Origin of the sequence: Mesorhizobium sp. M8A.F.Ca.ET.057.01.1.1 (assembly GCF_003952565.1) — a bacterium.
In the GTDB taxonomy this organism is placed as follows: domain Bacteria; phylum Pseudomonadota; class Alphaproteobacteria; order Rhizobiales; family Rhizobiaceae; genus Mesorhizobium.
In genome coordinates, this window is sequence record NZ_CP034454.1 from 1,743,765 (window position 1) to 1,770,283 (window position 26,519).

The window sequence follows — 26,519 nt, forward strand, 5'->3', positions numbered from 1 at the left end:
AGGGATCCTGCCGCCGCCGCTTGCCTTCGAAAAATACTCGAAATCGAACGGCTCCGGTTCACCTGACTGGTCGCCCTCATCGATTGCCCGACGAAGCCGCTCAAGCTTCTGATCGCCGTTTTTTTCCACAGGCATCAATTCTCGCCCTGCTTCTTGCCTTTGCTCAGGCCCATCAGCCGGTCGATATAGGCCAGCATCAGCGCCGAGACGACGAAGGCGAGGTGGATGATGGTCAGCCACATCAGCTGGTCCGTCGAATAGGACGACGAGTTGAGGAACACCTGCAATAGGTGGATGGAGGAAATCGCGACGATGGTCGAGGCGACCTTGACCTTCAGTGAGCCGACATCGATCGTGCCCAGCCAGTGCACGCCACCCTCGCCATCCTGAGCGTCGAAGCGGCTGACAAAGTTCTCGTAGCCCGAGATGATGACCATCACCACCAGCGAGGCGACAAGCGCGGCGTCGATCAGGCCTAGCATCTTCAGGATGGTGTCGGTGTCGCCGAGCAGGAACACCGTGGTGATGAACTCGTAGAGCTTCTTGCCGAAGGACAGCGCATACACGGCCAGTGCGAGACCCAGCCCGACATAGAAGACGACCAGCAGCCAGCGTGAGGCGAGGATGATCGATTCGATGGCGAGTTCGAGACGCTTCATGCACTGGTTCCGTTGCTCCATGGTCGGCGTTGAGGCCGTATTTCGGCCACCAGAGCACCGTTTGCAAGATTGGCTTGAAGCAAAAAACCCCGCCGGAGAGGGCCGGCGGGGCTCAATGCGTCCCGCTGGAGTCGGGACGGGGCAGGGAACGCCCAGTCCAGAATCTGGGGTGCAAAGCCCGATGATTCAATGAGCCGGCTCTAACGGCTGTACAATTGTTGTCGACCCGGTAGCGCTGCTCCTGGTTCCAGCCCATCCCGGTTGACCGGGATGGGCTGCTATTGCCGACCTGATTCCAGAAATCACCCCAAGGCGCTGGAAACGCAGGTCAATTGTTGCTCGCCACCGGCGCCACCAGCGAGGTGATGCGACGGATGGCGACGCGCCTGTTCTCGCGGTTGGGCGCCGAGGTGTCGACCTTCAGATACTCCTCGCCATAACCCTGTGTCGTCAGGTTCTCGGGCGGGATGCCGAAGGCATTGGTCAGCGCTTCCGCAACTGCTTCGGCACGGCGATCCGACAGAGCAAGGTTCGCCTCCGGCGTTCCGACGGCGTCGGTATGGCCCTCGATCAGGAAGGTTTCCGCCGGGTTCTTCTTCAACAGCTTCCCCATGGCATCGGCGACACCCTGGAGCTTCTGCACCTCGGTGTCGGAGATCGAAGAGGAGCCGAATTCGAAGTTCAGCGTGTCGAGGTCGATGCGCCGGGCAATGTCGCGCACGCGGGCCGAACGTTTGACCTCGTTGATCGAATAGAGGCGCTGCACCTTCTCCACGGGCGGCTGTTCGAGGAAGGTGTAGTAGTCGTCGTCGCTTTGGACATCCTCGGAATCGAGGATGTAATCCCGGCGCGGAATTGTCAGCCGCATCGGCGGCAGGTCATCGCCGGGGTCGCGCCAGTCATTTTCGTCCTGGTAGCTGCGCTCGTCGACATAGCTCAGCACATATTCGCGGCCGTCGGACCCGATGCGCGAACGCTGGATGACGTCGCCGTAGCGGTTCCGGATGGTGACGATCTGGACGCCATTGTCGCGCTCGACCGTCTCGCGCGTGCGGCCTTGCGGCAGGTCCTCGTAGTAGACGTCCCTGGCGCCGCGGGTCAGGCGCGGGCGATCATTGCTCTGGACAAACGTTTGGTCGTTGAACTGGATGATCACCCGGTCTCCGATCTCCTTGAGCACGTCGACGCCCTTGGGCCGGCGGCGCTCGCGAATGTTCTCGTCGGGCGCGCGGTCGAGGCGCTTGCCCTTCTCCTGCGTCACCGGCACGATCGTTTGCGGCTTGATCGCCTCCTGGGCGGCCTTGTCGTCGGTTGGAGGCGGACCCTGATCCGCGGGCGCCACTACCGGCTTCTGGCCCTGGTCACCGCCCTGCTGGGCATTCTGCCCGCCATTTTGCTGCCCACCATTCTGCTCTTCGCCGTTGGCGGGCTTGCGGCCGCCCTGGCCATTCTCGCCGCGACCCTTGCGCTTGGCATCCTTCTGGCTGTCGAGGATGGGGGCGGCGTTCTTGTCGGCGGGTGCTTCTCCCTGAACGGGGTTTTCGCCCTGTACAGGCGCGGCCTTCCCACCGGTAGCGGGCTGCTCTCCTGTCGCCGGCTGTTCGCCGGTGGCAGGCTGTTTGCCGGTCTGCGGCTGTTCGCCGGTCGCAGGCTGTTTGCCGGTCTGCGGCTGCTCGCCGGTCGCAGGCTGCTCGCCGGTCGCAGGCTGTTCGCCAGCCGGTTTCCTGCCGTGCTTCTTCGTCTTGTCCTGTGACTGCTCGCCCTGGGCGGGAGGCTGCTCGCCGGCGGGGGCCGGTTCAACCTTCGGTTTCGCTTCGCCGGCAGGAGCTTCCTTCGGCGTCGGGGCGGTCTCCGGCACAGCGGCCGGCGCCTCGTTCTGCTGATCCTGCTTGTGTTTCCTGCCGGGCTTGGCCGGCTGGTTGTCGTTGGCGGGCGCTGCTTCACCGGCGGGCGCCTGTTCGGTCTGTTGCTGCTGGTCGCGCTTCTTCCTGCGCGGCTGCTGTTCGTCGGTGGCGGGAGCCGCCTCGCCGGCCGGTGCCTGTTCGGTCTGTTGCTGCTGGTCGCGCTTCTTCCTGCGCGGCTGCTGTTCGTCGGTGGCGGGAGCCGCCTCGCCGGCCGGTGCCTGTTCGGTCTGTTGCTGCTGGCCACGCTTCTTCCTGCGCGGCTGCTGCTCGTCCGTGGCGGGCGCTGCCTCGCTGGCGGGCGCCTGCTCGGTCTGCTGCTGCTGGTCGCGCTTCTTCCTGCGCGGCTGCTGCTCGTCGGTGGCGGGCGCTGCCTCGCCGGCCGGGGCCTGCTCAGCCTGCTGCTGCTGGTCGCGCTTCTTCCTGCGCGGCTGCTGTTCTTCGGCCGCGGGGGCGGGCTTCTCGGCGGCCGGAGCGGACTCCGTCTGCTGCTGCTCGCGCTTCTTCTTGCGCAGCTCCTGGTCGCTCTGCCCCTGATCGGTCGGCGTGTCCTGCGCCAGGATGATCAGCGATGTCGCGCTGCGCTGCATGGGGCCGAACGCGGCTGTCCCCTGAAGTGGGGACGCGCCTAACGGCGCGGATGCCATCAACAGGCCAAGGGCTGTGCCTGCCAGAATCCGTGGTTGGCGTTTCATCGAAATTCTCCTTGTGGGGTCCCATCCTTGCCGAAACCGCTTTTAACGAAATTGGTTCCAGTGGCCCATCGTTAGGGGCCGTAAGGGGCTATTGGCCGGCCTTTTAAAGGCAAATTCGTGTCATTCGACCGAGTTATCGCGCCATTTCCCGCTGTTGCAGCGCTTGACGTCGGCGTCGGCTGAGGCCACATGCCGGAAATGGAAACGCCGTTCTGGAAAACCAAGACGCTGGAAGAGATGAGCCCCACGGAGTGGGAATCGCTCTGCGACGGCTGCGGCAAGTGCTGCCTGTCGAAGCTCGAGGACGAGGACACCGGCGAAATCTACTGGACCAGTGTCGGCTGCCGGCTGTTCGACGCCGAAAGCTGCCGCTGTGCCGACTATGCCAACCGGCTGGCGCGCGTTCCCGATTGCGTCGGCCTGACGCCGCAGAATGTGCGTACCATCAGCTGGCTGCCCAGCACCTGCGCCTACCGGCTGGTGGCCGAGGGCCGCGACCTTTACTGGTGGCACCGGTTGGTCTCGGGCAGTGCCGAGACCGTGCACGAGGCCGGCATTTCGATGCGCGGCCGGGTCAAGGCCAGCGAGACCGACCTTGCCGAGCCGGAAGACTATTTTGACTATATGCTCGATGACGAGCCCTGACGCGCAGGACATCGGCAGGAGTTTGCCTGTCGGGAACCAAGGGAGGCGTTGGGCGCGATATTGTTTAATGCCAGCGAGGGATTTGGCCGGCGACAGATTTGGCCGGCGAGGGATTTGCGAATGGCCGCGGCTTTGCCCGCTGGCGTCAGATGAACCGCGGATGAACGGGCAGTTCGTAAACAGTTCAGGCAGGCCAGTGCATTCTCCCGCCATCGGTTTCACGAGGACGGGCGCAAGCCCGCAACAAGGAGAGAGAACCATGTACACCACGATCAAGACGGCAGCGCTTTCGGCTCTGGTCGGCCTCGGGGCGCTGACGGCCATCCCCGCCCATGCCGACAGCCTCTATCTCGGCTTCGGCAACAACCAGGATCCGCGCTTCGGCGTCTATTCCGGCGACGACGGCTATCGCCACCGTAGGGACGAGCGCCGCGACGACTGGCGCGGTGACGACTGGCGCCGCGACGGCTGGCGCCGCGGCTGCTCGCCGGATCGCGCCCTCGACAAGGCCGAGCGCATGGGCCTCTACCGTGCCCGCATCGTCGACGTGAGCCGCCGTACGGTCAAGGTCATGGGCCGCCAGGATGGCGACCGCGTCGTCATCGTGTTCGCCAACGAACGCGGTTGCCCGGTTATCTATCGCTGAGGCCTAGGCCTGGAGGCTGATCTTCTGCGAAGACCAGCCTGGAGACACGACCTTCCATGAAGGTCGGTCTGGACTAGAGGAGCCCCTGTCTGTCTGACGGGTGCGGCTCGAAAAAAACCCCGCGGGAGTGATCCCGCGGCGTTTTCATGCGTGCCAAGGGGTGGACGATGGGGGTGGACGATGGCCGGCAGGACCGGCCATCGCCTCACCCCGTTACTTCAGTTCGAAGGTAACGGTGACCTGGACATTGTAAGCGTTCTCGCCGGCCTGCACCGGCGCTGCCCCGGCCGCGGCGTCGAAGGCCTTGGCGTTGATCGGCATTGGCGCCGGCCTGATGTTCTGATCCGTTATCTCGAGCACCCGGCCGAGGCTGACGCCGGCCGCCTCGGCCAGCGTTCTGGCCTTGGCCGTGGCGTCGGCGACAGCCTTCTTGCGCGCCTCGGTGACGGTGGCCGCCGGATTGTCATTGGTGAAGGCGATGCCGCCGCCCTGGTTGACGCCGAGCGACACCGCCTTGTCGAGGATTTCGCCTGTCTTGTCGACGTCGCGCACGCGCACCGAAAGCGTGTTGGTCACCTGATAGGCGACGAGTTCGGCCTCCTGGCTGCCGTCGGGCTTGTTGGTGTAGTTGTAGCGGGGGTTGATCTGGATGCCCGCGGTCTGCAGGTCGCGATCCTTGATGCCGGCGGCCTTCATCGCGGCGATCACGGCGGCCATGGCGTCATTGTTGGCGTCGAGCGCGGCGCGCGCGGTCTTGGCTTCGCGCATGACGCTGAGCGTCAGGATCGCCAGATCGGGGGCTACGGTTGCTTCGCCCTCGCCGGACACGATGATGCGGGGCGGCGTCGGCAGATCGGTGGCTCCAGCCATCGCCGGAAAAGCGATTGCAGCGGCGAGCGCGAGTGGCAAAAGATGTTTGGTCATGAAAATCTCCTTGGTCTGCGATCAGGTCGCAAGGGTCGCGTAGAGCGCGATTATGGGTTGATTTGGGCGATCTGCGAAAGCCCGCCGGTAAAGCCTTGTGCGGCGATGCGAAAAACATTAATCCAGCCCGCGTGGGGCCTGTAGCTCAATGGTTAGAGCCGGCGGCTCATAACCGCTTGGTTGGGGGTTCGAGTCCCTCCGGGCCCACCATAGTCCTTAATTTCATTGCGAAAAATTGGCCTTTGCCCACACGCCTTGCCCACGCCCATTGAACTTGAGCCAAGGCAGCCTACGCGCGCCGCGCGTTCGCTCCGGGCCAACGCGCGAATCAACTCCGCGCACCCCGGGAGGCATCCTCGTTTGACAATCGAGGTGTTCAGATAAGCGTCCGGCCATTCAAATTCTTATTTGTCCAAAACCTTGCGGATTTTTTCGGCGAGTTCATCGATGGTGTATGGCTTGCTGAGAAGCTCTGTCCCGAAATCCAGTGTACCATTGTGGACAATGGCATTGCGCGTGTAGCCCGTCGTGTATAGAATTCTCAACGAAGGTTGGACGAGCTTCACCTTGTCTGCCAGTTCGCGTCCCGACATTTCGGGCATCACGACGTCGGTGAAGAGTAGGGATGGCACCGTGCCGCCTTCCAGCGCCGTCAGTGCTTCCATTGGGCTACGCATCTCGAGAACCGAATAGCCGAGGTCTCGAAGTGCCTCGACTGCCATAGACCTGACGCGATCTTCGTCTTCAACGACCATGATGACTTCGGCGATGCTGCCTGTGTGTTCAACTGGTGGTCTTGCCGCCTCTACTTCGGGAGCGCTCTTGTGCGAGCGGGGCAAATAGATTTTCAGCGTGGTCCCGACGCCCTGCTCGGAGTAAATCTTGACGCTGCCGCCGGACTGGCGAACGAAGCCATAGACTTGGCTTAACCCGAGACCGGTGCCCTTGCCGACCGACTTCGTGGTGTAGAACGGATCGAAAGCCCGTGCGATGACTTCCGGAGACATCCCGATTCCGGTGTCGGTGACCGACAGGAGCACATACTGTCCGGCCGGGATGCCATTTTCTCTGGCAAACCGTTCGTCCACATGAGCGTTGGAGGTCTCGATCGTTAATCTGCCCCCAGCTGGCATCGCGTCACGGGCATTGACGCACAGGTTGAGCAAGGTGCTTTCCAATTGTCCGGCGTCGACCTCGACCTGCCACAGGCCAGCGGCAAGGACAGTCTCGATCTGGATAGGCTCCCCGAGGGTTCGACCAAGCAATTCGCTCATCTCGGACACCAGCCGGTTGGGGTTCATGACCTTGGGGGCGAGGGGCTGCTGGCGAGAAAACGCAAGGAGCCGTTTGGTGAGTTCGGCCGCACGTTGCGCCCCCTCGATGGCGCCTTCGACGAACATGTTGACGTTCGTATCGCCATTCCTGAGCTTGCGTTGCACCAGGTTCAAGCCACCGATTATAACGGCGAGCATGTTGTTAAAGTCGTGGGCAATGCCTCCGGTAAGCTGGCCGACCGCTTCCATCTTCTGGGCCTGGCGCAGGTGACCTTCCGCCATGGCTCGCTCCGCGACCGCTTCGACGACCCGCTGCTCAAGCGTTGAATTGAGGGTCTGCAACGCCTTGAATAGGCGTGAATTGTCAATTGCCGTGGCCGCGTGCCCAGCCAAACCAAGGATCGCTGCCTCGTGTTCTGAACCGAAGACGCTCGTTTCGGAATGCCCGAAGAAGAGCCCGCCCAATACCTCACCCGAGCGGGACGTGACCGGTACCGCCAGATAAGACCGCACAGGAAGGTGTCCCTCTGGCATTCCCTTGCGCGGAGTATTCTTGCCATATCGAGGGTCCAGCAGAATGTCGTCGGAACGAACCACACCCTCGCCACGGAATGTCGGATCGAAAACCGCGGTATTGCGCGGCATCGGAAAGTTCTCGAACGCAGACCGTGGTGCGCCGGACAAAGTGTACAGCATGTAGCTGTCACCGTTTTCGTCCATGACATTGTAGAAGAATGCACCGAATTGCGCTCCGGTGAGCTCGACACCAACGTCCGTTACGGTCTGGACAATAACGCTTACGTCCAGTTCAGCCGCCACGGCTGCCGCGGTGGAGTTTATGACCTGGAGCTGCCGCTCAACGCGCTTTCGCGATGTAATGTCGATTACCGTGCCGACAAAGCGCACAGCTCGTCCGTTGTCGAAAAGTGCATCGCCGGTGGCGGCTATCCATCGCTCTTTTCCATCCTGAAGGCCGATGGTGCGATATTCGATATCAAAACGGGACGAGCCTTCGGGCTTGAGCGCGACGCGCACGGCGTTGTCGGCACGCTCGCGGTCGTCCGGGTGCAGGCCTGCCAGGAAGGTATCCTCATAGGAAACATCCGCCTCCGGAGGCAGCCCGAAAAACGCCTTGCAACGGCCGTCCCAGCGAAGCGTGCCAGACACCGGATCGTAGTCCCAGATGCCGATTGCAGCGGCGTCTGTCGCAAGCCTTAGCCGTTCCTCGGAGGTTCGGGCGGCCTGTTCGGAGCGGACACGTTCGATGTGAGCCCATGAGCGTTCGGTCACCTCCGTCAGTAAGGCCAATTCGCGGTCGGACCAGACGCGAGGTTTCTTGTCATGAACGGCCATCAGGGCGGCGAGACGGCCCTGCTTGACCAGCGGCATGCAGATCGTGGCTGTTATCCCGATAGCCTGGAAGGTCTTGGCTTCGGTGGGGTCAATCTCGATCAGGTTGTTGTTAATGATGAGCGGCCTGTTCGCGCTTAGATTGCTGACCGCGAGCTTGCCGAAATCCTTAAGGCTGTAATAGCCGACGATGCTTGGCGATCCCGGCGCACTCCAGTCCCCCGGATCGTAAAATGATCTTGATCGGCCTCCATGTCTGCATAGGCACAAATGGCAACGCCAAGATGCTCGCCGAGCCGCCTGGTCGTGATCGCCATCACGGCATCGGCATCTTTCGCGATCGCGATTTCTTTTCCTAAACCGTCGAGAAACGCCAATCGCTGCGAACTGTCGCGCAGCGCTCGCTCCGCCCGCAGGCGTTCAATCGCGGTGCGCGTGCGCTCGGCGACCTCAGAAATGAGGGTGATCTCCTCCTCCGTCCACTGCCTGGGAGCGGCGTTGTTCAGGTAAAGCAGGGCGACCACCTGGCCATGCTCGGAAACCGGCATATTGACCACAGAGCGAGCGCTTATTGCTTCGAGAGCTCCAGCCCGATCACTGGTCCGGGGATCGGTCTCGGCGTCCTCGAAGATGACGAGTTCGCCGCGTTTCAGGTCTTCGATATAGGAGCCATAATCGCGAAACTGCAAAGTGCCGGCCAGGCTTTTGATGCCGGCGGCATTCCAGTCCCGATCGATCGAGATGGTTTCCTTTTCGAGGTCGACCGTCCCATAGCCGGCACGGCTTACACCAAGGTGCCGCCCCAGCAATTCGGCGGCGGCATAAGCCAGATCGGCTGGATCGGCAATTTCCCGAATGCGATCCCCAAGCTCAGCTAGAAGCTCCAGGCGCAGCTGTCCTGGCTGATGTGCGATAGTCCCCATTGCTTCCCCAACCGTGGCGCGCCATCAATGCGCTGGAGTGCATAAGGGTTCCGTCGAAGCCCAAGCGCACAACTCCCATCGCGTGCACTGCAATTCTATCTATAGTGTATCCAGATGTTGATGTTGCCTCTTGGGCAGCGGCCCGAGGGAGTTTCTTGGACGAGCCGCGCAGATTTCGGAACCAAGACGAGGCTCTGGTCTTCAGGATTATAGTTTGAAATCGCGATAATCCTCAGGAAAGCCCGGAGCGGCGCCATCCGCAGCTTTGCCGCTGGTCAGCTGCCTCACCTGTTCGATCAGAGGCTTACATAGGGTGGTTCGTCCGCACAGACGCTACAGCTGCGAGTGCAGTCTGCTCGCCAGCCAGTCCGTCACCTTTTCAGTCCACGGCCGCGCTTGCCACTCCTCGAGGCTGATTTGTCTAGACCGCCCAAGGTCGTGGTTGAACAGATCGATCTGCGTCTGTGCGAAATCCTTGCCGTAGATGTTCAGATTGGCCTCGTCGTTTAGACGCAGCGACCGCTCGTCCAGGTTGGCCGAACCGAAGCTGGCCCACACATCGTCCACGATCAGCAGCTTGGGGTGATACATTGTCGGCTGAAACTCGTGGATGCGCACTCCCGCCTCGAGCAATTCGCCCCAGAAATAGCGCGAGCCTTTTCGAACGATGGGAACATCCGTCAAAGAATTGGGAACGATGACGTCGACCGCGACCCCTCTTTTCCTGGCGTCCAGTATTTGCTGGATCGCAATGTCGTCGGGAACGAAATAGGCCATTCCGATCCGCAGATGATCCTTGGCGGCAGCCATCGCGGCCAGCATCATCAGCTCCATGTTTTCCGAGCCGTTCGGCTGCGAAGCGAGGATCAATTGCGCGCTGAGCGATCCCGCCGGTTCAGGTGGCGGGTAGAATTTCTTCCCCTGCAGGGTCTCGCCTGCGGCCTCGAGCCAGTTCTCGGCGAACGCCGCCTGGAAAGCGGAGACGGCGGGTCCTTCGATCTGGTAGTGCGTGTCGCGCCACTCGTTCGGGTTGCGTGCGTCTCCCAGCCAGTTGTCGGCGATCCCGACCCCGCCGGTAAATCCGATCTTCCCGTCGACTATGAGCAGCTTGCGGTGGGTCCGGTTGTTCACGCGATCCAGCGTGTACCAGTGGACGGGCCGATAGCGCTGAAACCGCACTCCGGCGCTGGTCATGATATGGATAAGGTCCTCGTCGAAGGGAAGGCTGCCGACCCAGTCGACGAGCACGCGAACCTCGACGCCTTCTCGCGCCTTCGCGGCCAGGGCCGTCGCGAAGTCGTAGCCGACCTTTCCAGACCAATAGATGTAGGTTTCCATATCGATGCTGGAGCGGGCCCCTTGGATGGCTCGCAGCATCGCAGGAAAGATCTCGTCGCCATTGACCAGGGTCTGCACGGCGTTCGCATCGAACATCTGTCCGTTTGAATAGCTGCTCATGCTCCTTGCGAATGCGGGATCCTCGGCATCGAAAACGTGTGGGACGATGGCCCGCAGCGCCCGTGGATCCGGCATCAGGTTAATCGCCGCCAGCGTGACCAAACCTGCGGTGATGGCAACCGCAAGATATTTGAGTTTATCGAGCCAGCGACCAAGCTTTGTTCGGGCGGCGACCGCCTTTCTGATAGCAGATCGCGTTCCAAAGATGCTCGGCCGCACGTCTCTCGCCATGTCCAAACGGTGAATTCGCCCGACAAGAACTCTAGATTGGGATGAGGGTTCCCGGATGGAATGGGCCGGGTTGGGTCCGGTCCGCGTGGTGTCGCTCGGCGATTGAAGTGGAACGCCGAGACCACTCCCGGAGTTGTAGCAAATCACCCTGTTCCGAAGGACAACTCATGACCCACGATCAAGAGCAAGATAGTGACCTGACCCCGGTCCAGGCCACGGACCGGATTTGGGAGCTCGCCAGAGATATCGACATCTGCATGTTTGTGACGTGGGACGGGGAATACAATCGCGCCCGTCCTCTCTCGGCGCGCGTCAGGAGGGAAGAGGGTGCCATCTATTTCCTCGTCAATGAGGACAGCGCCAAGAACGAGCAGCTGGCAAAATATCCCAAGGTGACGTTGGCCTGGAGCGACAGCAGCCACTACAAATACGTTACGATCTCGGGGTCGGCTACGGTGACAAACGACAGAGGCAAAATCGCGGAGCTCTGGGAAAAGACCGACAAGGCCTGGTGGGAAAGCGCCAGCGATCCTGAAATTAGGCTTATCAAGGTCACGCCGGACGAAGGCGAATTGTGGGACAGCCCAGGGTTTGTCGTGGCCACCGCGAAGATGGTTTTCGCCGCAGTTTCCGGGACCAAACCTGATGTCGGCGACAATGCCAAGGTGCAACTCTGAAAGTCCCGGTGAGGCTTGTTGCGGAAGCCGGAAGCGGCCTTGCCTCTGATGAGTCGTCGACTTTGTAGCGCGACGTTCGAGATCGATGACAATGGCAAACAATCAGGTGAGGAGCGCCATTACCAAGATCGGTACGGTGACGTCGCGGCCGTACGCCTTTCTGGTGTTTTTTGCGTACACCGGACTTTGGCTGATTTTCGAACGCAGCAGTCTCGACTGGCATGGTGTGGCGACGCTGGCGACCTGGGCGATGACGCTGTTCATACAGCGCGCCGAGCATCGGGATACTCAAGCCTTGCATGCTAAGCTCGACGAGCTGCTGCGCGCCTCTACGAAGGCGGACAGCACGACAGCCAAGATCGACGACAAGGAACCCGAAGAGATCGAAGCCGAGCGAAAGCGGCGACAGAATGACCGCTGACATTGATCGGTGCGGAACGTTCAGCCCATCGAAGCGGCGATGCCGAAAATCGCCGCTGCTACAACTACGACCGCCGCGATGACAAGTAACGGCCAATTCCGGCGCGGGCGCGGCCCGCTTTCCACCGGTCGCATTGCATTGGCAAAGGTAGCCTGGTTGGTGAAATCCGGCTCGCGCAAGGGAGCCGCAGCAGCGATACCCGGTGTGTCGGCGGCTTCCGCATCTGTTTCTAAGGGCGCTGCCGCGGGGTCGAAGCCGGGCGTCTTGTCATGCGTTTTGCCTGCCTGGACATCGCCTCGATCTTCGGATGGCGTTCTTCTGGTCGGGAACATGATGATACCTCCTGCCGCCGAACTTCTCCCCGGCATCATGGTTCCAATAGCCCCTTGTGAGCCAGCCACCTCAGCTTAAGGCGAAAGGCTACGTGCCGAGAAAGCGGAGAGGGCGCCGACGAGGAACAAACCGGCAGCCTGGTGGTTGGATTGCAGCGTGCCTGGCACGCCCAATGGAGCAGGAGAGAGAGATGGCAGAAAGAAAGCGATCGGAAGCCAACGCGAAAGGCTTGGAGGACCTGTTTTACGACGGCCTGAAGGACATTTACTACGCTGAGCGCAAGATACTCGCCGCCCTCAAAAAGATGGCAAAGGGCGCGGAGTCCGCCGAACTGACCGCCGCTTTCGAGAAGCATCGGGATGAAACCGAGGCCCAGGTTGAACGCCTGCAGCAGGTCTTCGACATTTTCGGCAAGCGAGCCCAAGGCAAGGTCTGCCCCGCGATCGACGGCATTCTTGAGGAAGGGCAGGAGATCCTGGAGGAGTTCGAGAATGCGCCGGCCCTCGATGCCGGGCTCACAGCCGCAGCGCAGGCCGTCGAACACTACGAGATCGCCCGCTATGGGACCTTGGTGACCTGGGCGGGCCTGCTTGGCCTGAAGGATGCGGTTCCGCTTTTGGAGCAGACGCTCAAGGAAGAGAAGGCGACGGATGAAGCGCTGACGAAGCTCGGTGATGCGGGCGTCAATCAAAGGGCCCTGCAAGAAGCGGCCTGATTGGCTCGATCGAGGAACGCTACATGACTATCCATGAAGACGCGCGACCCGAGCGGGGCGCACGTGAGGAGGCAATGCCGTGGGGCCAGGGCCCGAGCCAACGGCAGCTGCTGTTCGAGCCCAACATTTCCATCAACGGCCTGATCAACGAGGGCACGGTGCCTTTCTTCCTTGGGCGCCTCCAAGACGTGCGCGATAGTGGCCAGGACATGCTGATGGAACTGAACACCAATGGCGGCGATGCCGACGCGGCGCGACGCATAGCTCATGAGGTCCGGCTCTTTCGTCGCCACAGCGGCCGCAATGCTTATTGCGTCGGCAAGACGAATGTCTACTCGGCTGGCGTGACTGTGTTTGCCGCTTTCCCGAAGCCGTGCCGCTTCCTTACCGAGGACGCGGTTCTGCTTGTGCATGAACGGCGCATGGAGACGAACATAACCCTTAACGGCCCGATGAAGTCTTGCATCCAGATCATTCGCGAGCAGCTGGCTTTGCTCGAGACAGCGGAGCAATTGGAGAAGGAGGGCTTCACCGAACTCGTCGCCGGAAGCACGCTCAGCCCCGATGAGCTTTATCGGCGGGCGACCAAAAACTGTTACATCCACGCCAGGGAGGCTCTCGAGTTGGGGATCGTGGCCGGCGTGCTACGCTAGCGGGCCTTGGTAACGGCCGACACGCAGAATGCTGCCGCTTCGACGGTGGAACCTCCGTTCGCATAGGAAGTTTCGATAGGCCAATTCAAGGAGTCCCGTGATGCCCTCAGACAAGGTCCCAGCCGCTCCGGTCCCCGGGTCTCGCTCGGCGGTAAGGCAGAGCCGCCATCCCACGCCGTCTCCGGCAACGGAGAAAGTCTCCGGCGCTGGGCCGGCCATTTCAGAGCATTCGAAAGACGCCAAGGCGCCGAAATCGGGTCGTCAGCCCGGCGCCTACGTCAAGGATCGGACATGAACGCGGCGAACCTCCAACTCGAAGGCCTAATGATGGCGGTCGCGGCAATCAACAGCGCGCTCGTCCATCGCGGCATGTTGTCGGTCGATGACATCGATGTGGCTTTGCGCAAGGCCGAAGCCTCCGTGACCAGCGATGAGCGCGTTTACGAAGATATGTCACCCGCCAACCGGGACGCGATCTGTTTTCCGCTGCGGCTTTTGTTGTTGGCCAATCGGGGGCAGTACGAAGCCGGAGTCCCGTCATTCGGCGAGTTGGCCCGGCAGGTAGGCAAGACCAAGACGCTTTACAACGACCAGATGTAGCAGGAGGATCGCATGCAAATCGTGGCTACCACTGTCGACCATGCCGGCAGTCCGGTGGTGGAGTTCCAGGGCGAGGGAGGCGAACAGATCGCAGTGACCCTGGACGCCCCGACGACCCTGTCCGACGGCGAGTTGATTGCGAGGGCCAAGGTCATGCTGCTCCATGCGGCCCAATTCGAGGACGGCGCCCCAAACGGACCCTCCGAGCCCAACAACCGGGAGGCGTCCCTGTACACCCTCGAATACCAGGAAAAGGGCCGGATCCGCGCGGTAACCGGCTTGTCGTTTCCAAGCGTTCAGGCAGCTGCTGAGGAATGCAAACGCTCCGCCGAGGACCTGTGGCAAGACGCACTGTCACGGGGCGAAGCGCCGCTCGGATGGGCCGTGCGTGCGCGCGACGAACATGGCACGGTGGTGGCGACTGTCGACTTCGCTGACCTGCAGCGGGAGGCTGCCGCCGTCGATCCACGAAAAACCAGCAAGTCCGGCCCTGATGAGCCCTCAGCTGATCGCTGACGGCCTGCACAGATCCGGCCGTGCGCGGATACGGCGGAAAAGTCCCAATGCGACTGCCCTCTTGGCCTACACTTGCTGTGGCGGTTCTGGCGGCCACGGGGCTCGCTTCGGCCACTTTGTGGTATCTGACCGAAGTTCAGGCGCCGTATTCGCCTGATGATCCGTTGTTTTCTGAGGCCGGCGATGCAGCGCGCGGCCAGCTTGTCTTCGCTGCGGGTGGCTGCGCTTCCTGTCATACAACTCCCGGGCAACCCGATGATTTGAAACTCGGAGGCGGCTTGGCGCTCGCCTCGCCCTTTGGCACATTTCGGCCGCCCAATATCTCCCCCGATCCAGTGGACGGCATTGGGGCGTGGACGGTCGCGGATCTTGCGAACGCGTTGATCGGCGGCGTCTCGCCTTCGCGGGAGCATTATTATCCGGTATTTCCCTATACGAGTTTTACCGGGATGAAGGTGGGGGATGTAAAAGATCTGTACGCCTATTTACGGACCCTCCCCAAAGTGGCCGGGCGCGCGCCGCCGCACCGCCCGAAGCTTCTTTTCCGCATCCGCCGGTCCGTCGGGCTATGGAAGCTGATGTTTTTTCGCCAAGGACAGAACGCCAGCCACCTCACTGGAGATCCCGTGCATGACCGGGGTGCCTACCTGGTTGAAACGGTCTCTCATTGCGCCGAATGTCACTCCACGCGCAACGTTTTCGGTGCGATCAAACCGGATACGCGGTTTGCGGGCGGTGTCGACCCGCAAGGCACCGGCTTCGTTCCCAACATCACCCAGGCAAGACTGCGCGAATGGACCGAGGATGACATCGCCACCATGCTCGAAACCGGCGAGACGCCCAATCACGGCCGGGTTGGATCGTCCATGGCCGACGTCGTGAAGAACACCGCCATGTTGCCCGACAGCGACCGTCGGGCGATCGCACGCTACATCAAAGCCCTGTCGGCCGTAGCCACGCCGCATCCGTAAGGCCCCACGGTCGCGGGTCGATCTGCTTTCCGGTCTACGACTACCAGGATCCGCCAGGCCGGCGCGCCGGGTAGGCGTCATTGAGCGTAAAGATACGCGGCCAGGTCGCGGGCTTCTCGCTCCGAGATTCCTGTTACGGGCATTGCCGTTCGGGGAGAGAAGGTTTTCGGCGAGACGATCCAGGCGACGAGATTGTCGGGACGGTTTTCCAGCACGCCGGCAATGTATACGCGCTTCGATAGTTCTGTCAGCGGCGCGCCGGTCTGGCCGTCGGCACCTTCTATGCCGGGGATGGTGTGGCAACCCGAGCAACCGTAGCGACGGAAAATCTCTGGAGCATGGTCGGCATTGCCGCCGGTCATCATCCTGGCGGTGGCCGCCTTGGTGTTGTTGTCGCGCACGACATTCGTCGCGACAAGCGCGGCCGACGCAGCAAGAACGGTCACGGCGATGAAGCCGACCGGGCCGGAGATAAAGGCAGGATGGTCAGGCATTTTGCATCCCCCTGTCGCCTGAGCCACGGATCCAGAGCGCCAGCATGACCATTGCCACACCCGCATAGATGGTGCCGGCCGGTACCCACATGATCATGCCCGCCAGTTGCTGGTCTTCCAGGGGTGTCAGTCCCCACGCCATGGCCGTCTGCGTCTGCGCGACGTAGAGCACGCGCGGCGCCAACGCCATCAACGCCCCGAGCACGCTGGTGTGGATCATGGTCACGAACAGATGCCACGCGGCGACCCCATGGTCGCTTCTCCAGACCATCGCCCACCAGAACAGTATCGCCGTGGCGAGGAAGCTGAGATGCTGGAAACGGTGCAGGGTCGCATCTGTCACGGCCGTGTCGAACAGGATCGGCACATGCCACGCCCAGATGGCCACGCCGTGAAGGATCGTCGCATTCGCCGCGCTCGTGCACCAATCCCATGGCCGTCGCAGCAGGGGCGAGCGCATTGCCGCAGCAGCCATGTGGCGCGCGCGCCTGGGCAATCCCCAAAGCAGGATTCCGGCCGGCCGCGCGAAGACGATCAGCGGAGCCGAGACGGCCATGACGATCTCATGCTCGATCATGTGGAAGGTGAAAAGATGTTCCCCCAGCCAGTGCAGTGGGGACATCAGCGAGCCGGCGAGCGTCAGCAAGCCGCCGGCATAAAGCAGCGCACTGATCAGCGTGGCGCCGGGCCGTCTGGTTCGCCACGCCAGCCCTGTCACGCCCAGTCCGAACAGTATAGCGAGGACCGCGAGCGGCGTGACGATCCATGGATCGAACGTCCAGGACCCTCCAGCACCATGCGTCTCGTCGCCATGCGCCATGGCCGGAGTCGCGACCATGAACAGGATTGACGTGCGGATCAGCGTTGGCATGGGTCCAGCACCATTGCGGCCGTCCCCTGCAGGGCCAGCGCGAACAAAAAGGCGAGCGCGATAAGGAAGCCGGTATCGACGACGAATCGACCGGTTTTTCCCAGTCCTTGCAATCCAACTCGCGACACGACGATGCCTGCGATCGCGAAGACGATCAGAAGGCCGCAGAAGATCGCGGTCCAAGAGACATTCTGCCGGCAATCCAAATAGGGCGTGACCTGCCCAAGCTGGGTGCTGAGCCCCCAGGCCGCGAGGGGAAGCAGAAGTCCGATGTGTCTTAGCCAGGTTTTGGTCAAAGCCGTGGGACCCAATAAAGGCAGGCATACATCGGCAACCACGTCGCGACCACGAAGTTCCAGTACATCGCATTGTCGTTGACGTCACCGAAGCGGCGCGGATTGTCGGCGTGTCGTGAAAACATCAGGCAGGTCAGCACCAGGGTCTCGACCAGATCGGTCAGGATATGCGTGGTGTGGAGGCCGAGCATGACCCACACGATCGAGCCGTAGGCATTCTGGTCCCATTTGATGTGCATTGCGGGGAATTCGAAAGCGCGCAAGATAAGCGGCACAATGCCGACGAGCGACATGACAATCAGCCCGATGCGAACCTTGCGAAGATCCTGTTGGCGCGCCCAGCGGTTGACGAGGATGTTGGGCAGCACGCTCAGAACCAGGAACACCGTAAGCGTCGTCCCCGCCACCAGGTCAGGCGGTGCGGCATCGAGAGGCCACTGCGGCGCCAGACTCATCAGATAGAGATAGACCACGATCGCCAAGGCAAAGCCGGTGCCTTCGATCAGCATGAAGGCCAGGGTCCCCCACCAACTCTGGCTCGCCGTGCCGAGGCCATGCGGAGGAAGGTGGGCGAGATCGATGACGACTTTGTCCTTCATGCTTCATCCTCCGGCACGCCTTTCGGCCAGAACCAGCCAATGAGCGTGATCGCCAGCGGTATCGAGCCCCATACGACGGCCCATGGGCTGAAGATCGACCAGATCAGCATCAGCGTGCTTGCCAGCGCCGCCCATAGCGGCCAGATGGAGTCTCCGGGCGATGCCTCACGCGCTTCCGGCGATGCGTGAACGACGCTGCTGGTCAGCAGTTCCCGGCGGTCGACCCGCAGTCCGCTGGCGACCGGCACAGCTTCGATGTCATCGGACAAGGGATCGAGGCGATCCACTACCGGCAGCCGCGCGAAATTGTAGGGGGGCGGTGGCGACGAGGTTGCCCATTCCAGCGTCCTGGCGCCCCAAGGATTGGCTGGCGCCAAGGATCCTGATCTGGCGCTGCGTATGGCGTCGACGAAAAACAGCAGGAAACCCAATGCGAGGATGACGGCGCTTAGGCTGATGAACAGGTTCAAACCGGACCAGGGCATCTCCGGCTGGTAGGTGTAGATGCGGCGCGGCATGCCTTGCAGGCCAAGAATGTGCATGGGGAAAAAAGTCAGGTTGAACCCCGTGAAGATCAGGCCGAATATCCAGCGGCCAAGCGTCTCGCTCATCATTCGCCCGGTGAACTTCGGAAACCAGTAATAGACCGCGCCCAGCAACGGAAACACCGCGCCGCCGACCAGCACATAGTGGAAATGGGCGACGACGAAATAGGTGTCGTGAACCTGCGTGTCGAAGGGAACGGAGGCCACCATCACCCCGGTCAGGCCGCCGATGACGAATATGACCATGAAGCCGATGACGAACAGGAACGGCGTCTTGAACACGGGCCGGCCGGCCCACATCGTTGCCAGCCAGCAGAAGATCTGCAGCCCCGCCGGAACGGCGATGGCCATGCTTGAAGCGGTGAAGAAGCTCTCCCCGAGGCGCGGCAGCCCAGCGACGAACATATGATGAGCCCATAGCCCGAACGCCAGGACGCCGGTGGCGATCAGGGCCATGACCATGCCCAGATAGCCGAACACGGGCCGCCGCGTGAATGTCGCCACGATCGTCGAAACCATCCCCACCGCCGGCAGGAAGATGATGTAGACCTCAGGGTGCCCAAAGAACCAGAATAGGTGCTGCCACAACAGCACGTCGCCACCTTCGGCCGGGTTGAAGAAATGCGTGCCCACGAGGCGATCGAGAATGAGCGAGGTGCTGGCGACCATGATCGCCGGCATCGCTATGATGACTAGGAACGATGTGACCAGCATCGACCAGACGAACAGCGGAATCCTGTCGAGTGACATGCCCGGTGCGCGTTGCTTGAAGACTGTAACGACGATTTCGACGGCCACGGCCAAAGCCGACACCTCGGTGAAGGTGATCATCTGCGCCCAGATATCGGCCCGCTTTCCGGCGCCGTACTCCGGGCCGGCGAGGGGTACATAGGCGAACCACCCGACATCGGGACCGGTGTCGACAGCGAAAGCGATCCAGAGCAGTAGCCCGCCAGCGAGATACACCCAGTAGGAGAACGCGTTGAGCCTGGGGAAGGCGATGTTGCGCGTTCCCACCATCAACGGCACTAGATAGATCGCCATTGCCTGCATGACGGGCACGGCAAAGAGGAACATCATGTTCGTGCCGTGCATCGTGAAGATCTGATTGTAGCGATCCGGGCCGATGAAGCGGGCTTCGGGTTGCGCGAGTTGCAGCCGTATCAACAGCGACAGCACCCCACCCAGGGCCAGGAAGACGAAGGCCGTGGTGACGTAGCGCCGGCCGATGATCTTGTGATCGACCGTGGACAGCGCGCCCCACAGCCCGGACGGCGTCGACCAGATCGCCGTGAGGCGACGGTGGAGTTCGGACGCTTCCATTGAACTGTCACGGAGCCCGTCGCCATCCTGCGTCATTTAAGACTCTCCATATAGGCGGAGATATTTCGCAGCTCGATGCTCGTCAGCGGAACCATCGGCATGTTGTTTCCGGGTTTGAGCGTCTGCGGATCGGCTATCCAGGCCGCCAGCGAGCCGCGGGTGGTTTCCAGCAGCCCGGCGGCGATCGTCCGCCGGCCGCCAACATGCGTGAGGTCAGGCCCGGTTGTGCCGCCGGCAGGCGTGCCGCGGACCGTGTGGCAGGCAGCACAGGGTTTTGCCATGAAGGACGCTTGCCCGGCGGTTATGTCGGGATCGGCCGACCCGGCAGCGTCCAGGCGTTGGGTTGCGGCCCAGCCTTCAAAGGCGGCCTGGGTTTCGGCGATGACCAGAATGGCCATGTGGCTGTGCTGGAGGCCGCAGAACTCCGCACATTGCCCGCGATAGACGCCCGGCTTTTCAGCCCTGAGCAGCAGGCTGTTGGTCCGACCGGGGACAAGGTCCTGCTTGCCCGCGAGGCTCGGCACCCAGAAGGAGTGAATCACGTCGGGGCTTTCGAGCCGGAGCAGCACATCCCTGCCGACGGGTATGTGGATTTCATTGGCGGTCTGAAAGCCAGGGCCTGCCGGGGAATCGGCATAAAAGACCTGCCACCACCATTGCTGTCCTCGCACGGTGATGGTCAGGGCGGTGCTGTCGGGAAGACCGATGTTGCGCGTGGTGTAGAAGCTGGCGATGGTCATCCCGGCGATGATGACAACGGTCGCGGCGATCGCCGCCGATACCGCCACGGTCAGCGGCTTTTCGGATCCGACCGCTTGGCTCGCAACGCTGCGGCGTGCACGCACGAGCGCCAGCACAAGTATCATCATGACAAGGATCCAGATGACCGTGCATACCGCGACGATGCCGACGATGAGGTGCTCGACATGGATGGCCGGTGCGCCCTTGGCGCCGAGCGCCGACTGATAGCCGCCGCAGCCCGACGCGAGGACAAGGACGGATAGCGGGAGGGCGCGGTGCGTCTTCAAGGTGTCGGCCCCTGGTCCGGGTGAACGCCCGCCGGCCCTTCGTCGAAGAGTATCTTCGCCGGACCGCGATTCTCGGCCGGGCGGGTCTGCTTGTCGTCGTTGCGGCTCGGCGCGGCCACCTTCGGCTTGTAGGACCCGATCGTCTGCACATACCCGGCAAGCTGCCAGATCTGTTCCGAGGTCATCCGGTCGCGAAAGGCTGGCATGCCATGCGGGCGGCCGTCCCGAATGGAGGCGACGATCGAGACCATTTCGGGGCCGTAAAGCCACCAGCCATCGAGGAAGGAGGGACCGACGCCGCCACGGCCGTCGCCATGGCACGAGCCGCAACCGAACCACGCATAAAGCCGCTTGCCCTGGCTGAGGTTCCAGGCGTCAGATTCATAAGGTTTGCCGATTGCGAAGTAAGTCTCAGGTGGCGATCCGCTGATGCCGTTGGGCATCAGTTTGAAGCGGTCGAGATCGGCCGCGACGGGCGGGTCGAGGCGAAGCTCTCTCGGCTCCCCGAACCACCCCAGAATGGCGCCAGAGGCGGCAAAGAACAGAAGGCCCGCCAGCGCGAACGCTGCCTTCGAAAAGCTGGAAACCTTCTCTGCCAAGCGGCCCTCCGCCCGAGAGCAATTCCAGGAACGACTAAGCGGTTCGGCCAGGAATTGCGTTAAACAAAGAGATAGAGCGGTCCTGGTGGAAGGATACCGCTCTGAAATTCAACCATCCGGAGCGGTGGGCGATCGGCTGAGACGGACCGGCAAGAGTTTGTAGGAAGGCGTCTTCGACTTGGGGTCGTGATGAGCCAGCGGGAACAGCGGGTTCGTCTCTGGATAATAGGCCGCGCAGCAACCTTTCGGGATGTCATAGGCGACGACCTTCAGTTCGGTCACCGTGCGAGCTGTCGCCGCGTCGATTGCTGTCGTCAGGTCGACGTTCTCGCCCTCGGCGAGCCCCAGACGCGCAATGTCCTTTCGGTTCAGGAACACGACCCGGCGCGTGCCGCTGATGCCGCGGAAACGGTCGCTGTAACCGTAGATCGTGGTGTTGAACTGGTCGTTGGAGCGAAGCGTCGCGAGATGGAGGACATCGGCGCTCCGCTCAGTCCCCAGCTCCGGAAAAAGTCTTTCCGGCGTGATGAAATTCGCCTTGCCGCTTTGTGTCACCCATTTGCGCTCGCGCGCCGGCAGCGGCCTGGCGAAGCCCCCCGGTTTGAAAAGCCGCTTGTTGAAGTCCTTGAAGGTTTCCGGGTAGGTGCGCTCGATGGCGTCCCGTATTTCGGCATAGTTGCCGACCCAGGCGTCCCATGGAACCTTGGTGTCACCGAGCGTGGCCTTGGCGATGCCGGCGACGATGGCCGGTTCCGAAAGGAGTTCCGTGCTCGCGGGTTGAGCCTGGCCGCGCGACCCATGGAAATGGGCGATGGAGCTTTCCATGGAGACCGCTTGAGGGCCTGTCGCCTGTTTGTCCACTTCGATACGCCCCAGACAGGGGAGCAGGTAGGCGATCTCGCCGTGCACGACATGGCTACGGTTGAGCTTCGTCGCGATCTGAACGCTCAGGCGCAGTTTGCGCCATCCCTCTTCCATTGCGTCGGTATCTGGGACCGCTTTCAGGAAATTGCCGCCGAGGCTGATGAAAGCACGGGATTGGCCATTCATGATGGCTTCGCATGTCTCCACCGTCGAGCGGCCGGTCCAGCGCGGCGGTTGGAAGCCATACAGCTCGGCGAGCTTGTCCAATGGGACGAGACCCGGCTTTTCCGTGATCCCGACGGTGCGCTGGCCCTGCACGTTGGAATGCCCGCGCACGGCGCAGATATTTGCCCCGGGCTTGCCGATATTGCCGCGCAGCAAGGCAAGATTGCAGACCATATGGACGTTCTGGACCCCCATCAGATGTTGCGTCAGCCCCATGCCATAGACGGACAGCACTGCATCGGCGTTGGCATAGGTCGCAGCGGCCTGCATCATCTGGTCGCGACTGAGGCCGGAGACACGCTCCAGTTCCTCCCAGCGATGACCACGGCACGCCTCAGCGAATTCTTCAAACCCGGTCGTGTGCTGATTGATGAAATCGTGGTCGAGCACGTGTTTCTTGTCGGCTGCGCGCATTGAGGCCGCGAACGCGACCATTGCCGCATTGCCGGGATCTTTCGGCTTGCCATCCTCCCCCGCAACGATGCTTTTGCCGGAGGCCTTCAGAATGTCGTCGGCCTCGATCAGCGCCTTGCAGACGCCAAACAGCGCCGCGATATCGCCGCCATTGTTGACCTGGTAGTATTCCGACGAAATCTTCGTCTCTTTGCCGGTCAGCATCTGGACGGGCGATTGCGGATTGACGAAGCGCTCCAGGCCACGCTCGTGAAGCAGGTTGAAGGTGACGATCTTTACGCCGCGATTGACTGCATCCTGAAGGTCGTGGAGCAGGCGAGGCGACGACGTTCCGACATTCTGGGCGATGTAGAATATGCAGTCGGTGTTTTCGAAGTCCGACAGGATCGCCGTGCCGACCGAGGCGCCGATGCTTTCGGGAAGAGCCACCGACGAGCTTTCGTGGCACATGTTCGAACTGTCGGGCAGATTGTTGCTGCCATACATGCGAGCGAACAGCTGATACATGTAGCTGGTCTCGAGCGAGGCGCGCCCTGAGGTGTAGAGGTCGACCTGCCGCGGATCGAGCGCACGCAGTTCCCGTCCGATCTCGGCGAATGCTTCGCTCCACGCCACCGGTAGGTACCTGTCCGTGGCTGCATCCCAGCGCATGGGATGGGTCAACCGCCCCTGTTCCTCCAGATCATGGTCCGCCCAGCGTTCCAGTTCGCCCAGAGTGTGCTTCTCGAAAAAATCTGGGCCGGCGCGCCGCGACGTGACTTCCCAAGCCGTCGCCTTCGCGCCGTTCTCACAGAACTCGAGCGGGTGCGTCTTGGCCGGCTTCGCCCAGGCACAGCTGACGCACATATAGCCTTCCGGCTTGTTCTGCACCGCCAGCAGCTTCGGCCCTTTGAGAGGCACGTGTTCCTGGACTGTGATTGCTGTGACAGATTTTGCGGAGCCCCAGCCGCCGGCCGGTCCGCCATACGGTTTGCGTGGCGAGCGACGCGTTTCCGAAGTCATTTTCGTCTCTTTCCCTGCCCAAGCGACTGACGATGTATTGCAACGATCCAACTTGCCGCAGCGACGATTGTTCCTCCGTCATGTGACTTGGCTACGGGTGTTCAGGCTACAGGCCGACTTGCCAGGCCCGATACGAGGGCCTGCAGGACTTCGGTCCCGTTGACGCACTGTCGCGGCGCGCTAGGTCAAGGCAAAACGCCGGATGCTTGTCTCTGGCGCGGGGAGCTTACCGTGTGGCGCATCCAATGCCTTGCAATCGACGGCAAAGGCCAAGCTGGCCCTCTTGGCCCCATGTGGTTGCTGACGCTTGCGATTTGCACCGCATGTTCGCCTTCCGATCAGATCGACCAGCAATCGCGAACTGCCGCATCGGCGGCCCAGACGGTGGCGATGACGCTTGATGTCTGGGCAGCAGGCGAGGCGCCGTCCCGATATGCGCTCCGCACCCTGCAATCCGTCGGCAAGACGCTTGCCGACGTCCAGTCGCAACTCAGGTCCGCGGGATCGGCGGAACCTGCCGAACAGGCTGCGTTGGCCGCCGCCGTGGAGCAGATATCTGATGCAGTGGCGCGGGCCGAGGCGGGAGTGCAAACCGGCAGCCGCTCAGAGGTGCGAAACGCACAGGACGACGCTCAGGCGGCTGCCCGCGCCCTGGCTGCCGCTTACGCCAGATATTTTGCGCCGAAACCATGAAGAAGCTTCTGGAAATATCGCTCGGCGTCGTTACCAGCGTCGGCGGCTTCCTCGAAGTGGGGTCGATGGCGACTGCCGCCCAGGCAGGCGCGACCTTCGGTTTCCACCTGATCTGGGCGGTGGTTCTCGGCACGCTCTGCATCATTTTTCTGGTCGAAATGGCCGGCCGGTTTGCTGCTGTGAGCCAGCACACGATTGCCGACGGAATTCGGGAAAGGTTTGGCTTCCAAGTCTTTTTGTGGCCTTTGCTCGCGACATTGCTGGTCAACTTCCTGGTCATGTCGGCAGAGATCGGCGGTGTTTCGGTCGCGCTGGAACTGGCCACCGGCATAGGCTTTCAGTGGTGGGCACTGCCGGCTGCCCTGCTGGCATGGCTGATGCTTTGGAAAGGCACGTTCGGCCTGATCGAGAAAGGCGTCTCGATCCTCGGTCTGGTGACGCTGTGTTTCGTCGTCGGCGCGGTCATGCTGAAGCCGGATTGGAAGGCGGTCGCGGCTGGCGCCGTGCCCTCTTTGCCGGCGCACGACGCGGCAAACTACTGGTTCATGGCGGTCAGCATTCTTGGTGCTTCGATATCGCCATACCTGTTCATGTTCTATTCCTCGGGAGCGATCGAGGACAAATGGGACAAGAGCTATCTTGGGGTCAACCGGGCGATTGCCTGGCTCGGCATGACCTTCGGCGGCACGATCTCGGTCGGCGTGCTGGTCGTATCTGCGCTCGTGCTTGCAACGCATGGCATTGTGCAGGTGGACGATTATCACCAGTTGCCACTGATGCTTATACCGATATTCGGCTTTTGGGGCTTTGTGCTGTTCGTCGCTTCGCTCGGCATTGCCTGCTTCGGCGCGGCGGTCGAAGTCGGGCTGCAACAGGCCTATCTGGTGGCGCAAGGTTTCGGCTGGGATTGGGGTGAGGATCTCAAACCCCGTGACGATCCCGGGTTCAGCACCGTCTATACCGTTTCATTGTTTCTGGCCGCCATTCCCATCATGCTGGGACTCGACCCGCTCAAGCTCACCATATTCTCGATGGCGCTGACGGCCGCCAGCCTGCCGTTGACCGTGGTTCCATTCCTCTTTCTGCTCAACGACGAGCGCTATGTCGGCGAGCACCGCAACGGCATCGTCTCAAACGCCGCCGTCATCTTCATCATCACGCTCGCCTTCGTGCTCGCGGTGGTGACGATTCCGCTGCAGATATTCGGAGACGTATGATGAACTTGCTGCGCGATGTCCTCGACAAACAAGTACTCGACCGGAAGGGGGTGAAGATCGGCAAGGTCGACGGGCTGGTTGCCGAGCTGCGGCCCGGAAAGCCGCCCCGGATTGTCGCGGCCGAGCTCGGCTCGATCACCCTTGCGCGTCGCCTAGGTACGCGGCCCGGCCGCTGGGTAGCCCGGCTTGCCGCATGGCTTGGCGGCGAGCGCCATGGCGAGCCGCACCGGATCGCCTGGAAAAAGGTCCGAGACGTCGGCCTCGATATAGAGTTCGACATCGATGTCGACGAGACAGCGATCTTCGACTGGCAGGATTGGTTGCGCACTCATGTCATCGGTCGCATCCCGGGGGCGTGAGCATGACCGTCACCGTTAACCTCGAATATCTTGCCGGCCGTCGCGTGCTGTCGCTACGGGGCAAAAGCATTGGTCATATAGAGGAGATACTCGCCGAACAGGTCGGCGGCGATTTCGTCGTCAAGGAATTCCACGTTGGTATCTATGCCGCGTTCGAGCGGCTTTCCGCCTCGACCGTCGGGACGGCGTTCCTCGATCTTTTCACGCTGCGCCGGCGAGATGGCTTCTACCGCATCCCCTGGGATATGCTCGATATCTCGGATCCGAAGCGGCCACGTTTGCTATGTCCGATGAACGAGCTCTCCCACATGAAGGGCGGAGCCGAACCTCGCCGAAGTAAGGGACGCTCCGAAGAGCCGAAAAGCTAGAAGCATCAAGCCGGACTGGAGGATTCCTGC

The 26,519-nt window shown here is 61.9% G+C and carries 26 protein-coding genes, 1 tRNA gene and 2 pseudogenes; 14 read left to right on the plus strand and 15 right to left on the minus strand.

Going from position 1 to position 26,519, the window contains the following annotated elements; all coding sequences use genetic code 11:
* Positions 1-69: 69 nt before the first annotated feature.
* From EJ077_RS32730 to EJ077_RS07895, 3 genes and pseudogenes are all read right to left on the minus strand, one after another.
* Positions 70-135: pseudogene (locus tag EJ077_RS32730) on the minus strand (hypothetical protein); the annotation flags it as partial.
* Positions 135-659 carry a TIGR00645 family protein gene (locus tag EJ077_RS07890; RefSeq protein WP_208700975.1) on the minus strand — a complete coding sequence of 175 codons (525 nt, stop codon included), beginning with the start codon at positions 657-659 and terminating at the stop codon, positions 135-137. The gene EJ077_RS07890 and the pseudogene EJ077_RS32730, both read right to left, overlap by 1 nt.
* Positions 660-987: 328 nt before the next feature.
* Positions 988-3,255: an OmpA family protein gene (locus tag EJ077_RS07895; RefSeq protein ID WP_208700977.1), complete on the minus strand. Its 2,268-nt coding sequence runs from the start codon at positions 3,253-3,255 to the stop codon at positions 988-990.
* Positions 3,256-3,444: 189 nt separating this feature from the next.
* Here EJ077_RS07895 and EJ077_RS07900 point away from each other — a divergent pair, with 189 nt between their 5' ends.
* Positions 3,445-3,900 (plus strand): YcgN family cysteine cluster protein, encoded by a 456-nt coding sequence (locus EJ077_RS07900; RefSeq protein ID WP_245458668.1) that lies wholly within the window; start codon positions 3,445-3,447, stop codon positions 3,898-3,900.
* A gap of 259 nt (positions 3,901-4,159) precedes the next feature.
* Positions 4,160-4,546 (plus strand): hypothetical protein, encoded by a 387-nt coding sequence (locus EJ077_RS07905; RefSeq protein ID WP_208700979.1) that lies wholly within the window; start codon positions 4,160-4,162, stop codon positions 4,544-4,546.
* Between the two features lie 213 nt (positions 4,547-4,759).
* Here EJ077_RS07905 and EJ077_RS07910 read toward each other — a convergent pair whose 3' ends face one another.
* Positions 4,760-5,470 (minus strand): SIMPL domain-containing protein, encoded by a 711-nt coding sequence (locus EJ077_RS07910; protein WP_127870079.1) that lies wholly within the window; start codon positions 5,468-5,470, stop codon positions 4,760-4,762.
* 134 nt (positions 5,471-5,604) lie between these two features.
* Between EJ077_RS07910 and EJ077_RS07915 the strand changes: the two genes are divergently transcribed.
* Positions 5,605-5,680, plus strand: a tRNA-Ile gene (locus EJ077_RS07915).
* A gap of 194 nt (positions 5,681-5,874) precedes the next feature.
* Here EJ077_RS07915 and EJ077_RS07920 read toward each other — a convergent pair.
* Together EJ077_RS07920 and EJ077_RS07925 are read right to left on the minus strand one after the other, a co-directional pair.
* Positions 5,875-9,017, minus strand: a pseudogene (locus EJ077_RS07920) (GAF domain-containing protein).
* Positions 9,018-9,350: 333 nt separating this feature from the next.
* A complete protein-coding gene (locus tag EJ077_RS07925) occupies positions 9,351-10,694 on the minus strand; it encodes a phospholipase D-like domain-containing protein (RefSeq protein ID WP_245458669.1) in 1,344 nt (447 codons plus the stop codon).
* Between the two features lie 179 nt (positions 10,695-10,873).
* On the opposite strand from EJ077_RS07925, the gene EJ077_RS07930 reads away from it, so the two are divergent.
* Positions 10,874-11,383, plus strand: a complete 510-nt coding sequence (locus EJ077_RS07930; protein WP_208700981.1) for a pyridoxamine 5'-phosphate oxidase family protein — start codon at positions 10,874-10,876, stop codon at positions 11,381-11,383.
* A 91-nt stretch (positions 11,384-11,474) separates the two neighbouring features.
* Entirely contained in the window at positions 11,475-11,804 is a 330-nt protein-coding gene (locus EJ077_RS07935) for a low affinity iron permease family protein (RefSeq protein WP_208700983.1), read from the plus strand.
* Between the two features lie 20 nt (positions 11,805-11,824).
* Here the strand turns inward: EJ077_RS07935 and EJ077_RS07940 are convergent, their stop codons facing one another.
* Positions 11,825-12,136 (minus strand): hypothetical protein, encoded by a 312-nt coding sequence (locus EJ077_RS07940; RefSeq protein WP_208700985.1) that lies wholly within the window; start codon positions 12,134-12,136, stop codon positions 11,825-11,827.
* Between the two features lie 191 nt (positions 12,137-12,327).
* Here EJ077_RS07940 and EJ077_RS07945 point away from each other — a divergent pair, with 191 nt between their 5' ends.
* From EJ077_RS07945 to EJ077_RS07965, 5 genes are all read left to right on the plus strand, one after another.
* On the plus strand, positions 12,328-12,852 hold the full coding sequence (locus tag EJ077_RS07945) for a ferritin-like domain-containing protein (RefSeq protein ID WP_208700987.1): 525 nt from the start codon (positions 12,328-12,330) through the stop codon (positions 12,850-12,852).
* A 23-nt stretch (positions 12,853-12,875) separates the two neighbouring features.
* Positions 12,876-13,505 carry an ATP-dependent Clp protease proteolytic subunit gene (locus EJ077_RS07950; protein WP_208700989.1) on the plus strand — a complete coding sequence of 210 codons (630 nt, stop codon included), beginning with the start codon at positions 12,876-12,878 and terminating at the stop codon, positions 13,503-13,505.
* A gap of 291 nt (positions 13,506-13,796) precedes the next feature.
* Positions 13,797-14,105 carry a hypothetical protein gene (locus EJ077_RS07955; RefSeq protein WP_208700991.1) on the plus strand — a complete coding sequence of 103 codons (309 nt, stop codon included), beginning with the start codon at positions 13,797-13,799 and terminating at the stop codon, positions 14,103-14,105.
* Positions 14,106-14,117: 12 nt separating this feature from the next.
* A complete protein-coding gene (locus tag EJ077_RS07960; protein ID WP_208700993.1) occupies positions 14,118-14,621 on the plus strand; it encodes a DUF6894 family protein in 504 nt (167 codons plus the stop codon).
* Between the two features lie 47 nt (positions 14,622-14,668).
* Positions 14,669-15,592, plus strand: coding sequence for a c-type cytochrome (locus tag EJ077_RS07965; RefSeq protein ID WP_208700995.1), 924 nt, complete (start codon positions 14,669-14,671; stop codon positions 15,590-15,592).
* A 77-nt stretch (positions 15,593-15,669) separates the two neighbouring features.
* Here the strand turns inward: EJ077_RS07965 and EJ077_RS07970 are convergent, their stop codons facing one another.
* The 8 genes from EJ077_RS07970 to EJ077_RS08005 form a co-directional block, all read right to left on the minus strand.
* Positions 15,670-16,086 carry a c-type cytochrome gene (locus EJ077_RS07970; protein WP_127279974.1) on the minus strand — a complete coding sequence of 139 codons (417 nt, stop codon included), beginning with the start codon at positions 16,084-16,086 and terminating at the stop codon, positions 15,670-15,672.
* Positions 16,079-16,957 carry a cytochrome c oxidase assembly protein gene (locus EJ077_RS07975; RefSeq protein ID WP_208700997.1) on the minus strand — a complete coding sequence of 293 codons (879 nt, stop codon included), beginning with the start codon at positions 16,955-16,957 and terminating at the stop codon, positions 16,079-16,081. Before EJ077_RS07975 ends, EJ077_RS07970 begins: the two co-directional genes overlap by 8 nt.
* Entirely contained in the window at positions 16,945-17,253 is a 309-nt protein-coding gene (locus tag EJ077_RS07980) for a hypothetical protein (protein WP_127279972.1), read from the minus strand. Before EJ077_RS07980 ends, EJ077_RS07975 begins: the two co-directional genes overlap by 13 nt.
* Positions 17,250-17,852 carry a cytochrome c oxidase subunit 3 gene (locus EJ077_RS07985; RefSeq protein WP_127279971.1) on the minus strand — a complete coding sequence of 201 codons (603 nt, stop codon included), beginning with the start codon at positions 17,850-17,852 and terminating at the stop codon, positions 17,250-17,252. The genes EJ077_RS07980 and EJ077_RS07985 overlap by 4 nt, the downstream gene beginning before the upstream one ends.
* Positions 17,849-19,720 carry a cytochrome c oxidase subunit I gene (gene ctaD, locus EJ077_RS07990; RefSeq protein ID WP_208702932.1) on the minus strand — a complete coding sequence of 624 codons (1,872 nt, stop codon included), beginning with the start codon at positions 19,718-19,720 and terminating at the stop codon, positions 17,849-17,851. The genes EJ077_RS07985 and ctaD overlap by 4 nt, the downstream gene beginning before the upstream one ends.
* Positions 19,721-19,752: 32 nt before the next feature.
* Positions 19,753-20,748, minus strand: a complete 996-nt coding sequence (gene coxB / locus EJ077_RS07995) for a cytochrome c oxidase subunit II (RefSeq protein ID WP_208700998.1) — start codon at positions 20,746-20,748, stop codon at positions 19,753-19,755.
* Entirely contained in the window at positions 20,745-21,305 is a 561-nt protein-coding gene (locus EJ077_RS08000) for a c-type cytochrome (RefSeq protein WP_208702933.1), read from the minus strand. Before EJ077_RS08000 ends, coxB begins: the two co-directional genes overlap by 4 nt.
* Positions 21,306-21,455: 150 nt before the next feature.
* A complete protein-coding gene (locus tag EJ077_RS08005) occupies positions 21,456-23,852 on the minus strand; it encodes an FdhF/YdeP family oxidoreductase (protein ID WP_208701000.1) in 2,397 nt (798 codons plus the stop codon).
* A gap of 231 nt (positions 23,853-24,083) precedes the next feature.
* Between EJ077_RS08005 and EJ077_RS08010 the strand changes: the two genes are divergently transcribed.
* Genes EJ077_RS08010 through EJ077_RS08025 form a run of 4 tightly spaced genes read left to right on the plus strand, consistent with a single transcriptional unit; the run spans position 24,084 to position 26,489 of the window.
* Entirely contained in the window at positions 24,084-24,545 is a 462-nt protein-coding gene (locus EJ077_RS08010) for a hypothetical protein (protein ID WP_245458670.1), read from the plus strand.
* Entirely contained in the window at positions 24,542-25,762 is a 1,221-nt protein-coding gene (locus EJ077_RS08015; RefSeq protein WP_208701002.1) for an NRAMP family divalent metal transporter, read from the plus strand. The genes EJ077_RS08010 and EJ077_RS08015 overlap by 4 nt, the downstream gene beginning before the upstream one ends.
* Entirely contained in the window at positions 25,762-26,121 is a 360-nt protein-coding gene (locus tag EJ077_RS08020; RefSeq protein WP_208701004.1) for a hypothetical protein, read from the plus strand. The genes EJ077_RS08015 and EJ077_RS08020 overlap by 1 nt, the downstream gene beginning before the upstream one ends.
* Positions 26,122-26,123: 2 nt before the next feature.
* The gene (locus EJ077_RS08025) at positions 26,124-26,489 is read left to right on the plus strand and encodes a hypothetical protein (RefSeq protein ID WP_208702934.1); all 366 of its coding nucleotides are present in this window, start codon (positions 26,124-26,126) and stop codon (positions 26,487-26,489) included.
* The last annotated feature ends 30 nt before the right edge of the window (positions 26,490-26,519 follow it).